This window comes from Alsobacter sp. SYSU BS001988 (genome assembly GCF_054796215.1).
The window spans coordinates 1-2,015 of sequence record NZ_JBTAMK010000042.1 but is presented as its reverse complement, the minus strand read 5'-3'; the positions used below and the strand labels follow the sequence as shown (position 1 = coordinate 2,015).

2 protein-coding genes are annotated in these 2,015 nt (G+C 62.5%); both read right to left on the bottom strand.

The window, feature by feature from the left end:
• Nucleotides 1-320: 320 nt before the first annotated feature.
• Nucleotides 321-1,211, bottom strand: coding sequence for a helix-turn-helix domain-containing protein (locus ACYVO7_RS25690; RefSeq protein ID WP_460452602.1), 891 nt, complete (start codon nucleotides 1,209-1,211; stop codon nucleotides 321-323).
• Nucleotides 1,208-2,015: replicative DNA helicase (locus tag ACYVO7_RS25685; RefSeq protein ID WP_460452601.1), on the bottom strand; the 808-nt coding region annotated here is incomplete at its 5' end. The genes ACYVO7_RS25685 and ACYVO7_RS25690, both read right to left, overlap by 4 nt.

Here is a 2,015-nt window from a genome sequence, read left to right as displayed (position 1 = left end):
GATTTGCCGGATCTGAACTCAAGCAGAATCCCCTCGCAGATCTGCGTTGCGACTTCTCCGTGAAGCATGGGGCATACGGGAAGCATCGTCATTGAATTGTCCCTCATATTTTATGACCCTATTGTACCTACATACATGTCCTTTCACAACGACACTGTACTTGGTTTTCACGCGACAGACTGCGGGCGACGTCCGAAACGCGCGTGACCAGACCTTGCCGCTCGGGGCTGAATTCCTGGCGAGCGTCTATGCGCTGCTCGAATCCCGAGTCCCCCTTGGCGGACGCTGGTCGCGGATGCATTGAAAGAGAACACCGGCGATCACACTGCCTCCAGTGGGCTTGGGTCGTTGGCCCTGCGCAAATGGGCCGGAAACTTCGTCATTGGGTCATCGGGATCTGGTCCCCAAGATGATGCCCAGCTTCCGGTTCGCCGCCAGCGTTCATGCCGACGGCGCCAGGTCTCGTCGCTGGCGACCAATTTCGGTTCGGGCATGGCCGCGTCATCGTCGTCCTGCCAGGCCTCGTCCCTCAACCACTTGCGGGCATGAGGAACGAACCGGAGCTCCGAGCCCGACCGCTTGGCCCAGTGAGCGGCAAAACGAACCGCTCCAGCGAGTATCGCTTCGGGATCCGATCCGCGACGCACGGCCGCCGCGAACTCAGCCCTGGCCGGCTTTTTCGGATTCGGACCCTCCCGCTTCGGGTATGCGGCCCAGAAGCGATGAAAAGGCTCATCGAGGTCAGGTTTCGGTGCTTGAGCCTGTTGCGCTTCCGCTCGTTTGGTCGCTCGAGCGACCGAAAAAGAGAGTGATGGTTCTAGTAAGGGTTCAAGGGGTGCACCTCGTGCACCATCCCCCTGCACCTCGTGCAGGAGGGGGTGCACGTCGTGCAGGGGGGGTGGTGCATCTGGCGCACCCAGGGGTGCACGTCGTGCACCCACCCCCTGCATGTTCAGGACGAACAAATTGGACGTGTTCGACTGATCGGTCCGAACCCTGTGCTGACGGCCGAGAAGTCCGAGTTCCGCCAACTCGCTCAGCGCCTTCCTTACGGCCCGTTCACTCAGGTCCGTGTCGACACAGAGCTGTCGGACAGAGGGAAACGCCTGTCCGGTCTGATCGGCGTAATCGGCCAGCACGAGAAGGACGATCTTTCGCGAGCCGCTCCCCGTTTTTTGGCCTTTGGCCCATGCGATCGCGGCGTTGCTCATGCGCCAAGCTCCGCCACGGCATTGCAGGGCAGCGAGGCGAACAGCTGGAATCGTCCCGTTGGCCCCTGGCGCTGCTTCAGCACCTCGATCTCGATTTGGTCCTGAGCATCGAACAGCCGCTGCTCCTGCTCGGGCGTGAGGTTCGGCAGCCGCTCGAGGTAGTAGCCCTCCCGATAAGCCGCGATCACCACATCGGCGTCTTGCTCGATGGAGCCGGAGTCGCGCAGATCTGAGAGTACAGGCCGCTTGTCGTCCCGCCGCTCAACCTCTCGGCTTAGCTGTGACAGGGCCATGACGGTGCAGCCCAGCTCTTTGGCGAGAGCCTTTAGGCCGCCGGAAATTTCCGACACCTCGTTCACGCGGTTGCCGGCATAGCGGGTCGAAGGCCTGACCAGGCCGATATGGTCGACCACGATGAGCCGGAGCTGTGCGCCCGCCCTTTCGCAGCGGGCCTTCCATTGCCTTGCTCGAGCCGAGACCTGGCCCAGCGTCATCCCCGGCTGTTGCTCGATTTGGAGATGCAGGTTCGCCATCCGGCCCTTGGCATGATGGAGCCGCTCGACCTCATCATTGGACAGGCTGGCCGCCTCGGCGATCCGGCGATAAGTGAGCGCCGTTCGGCGGCCATCGAACGCCAGAGCGGCTAGAGCGCGCTCCGCCAACTCCTCGGCTGACATCTCGAGGGAGCAGCAGAACACTCCATTCTCGCGCGCCGCATTCAGTGCAATGGCGAGCGCGAGTGTGGTTTTGCCCATGCCGGGGCGACCAGCCAAGATGACAAGTTGGCCGGGGTAGAAGCCGCCC

Bases quoted from the DNA above. Each gene is read 5' to 3' on its own strand.
- ACYVO7_RS25690 (WP_460452602.1), bottom strand. From the start codon at position 1,211: ATGAGCAACGCCGCGATCGCATGGGCCAAAGGCCAAAAAACGGGGAGC.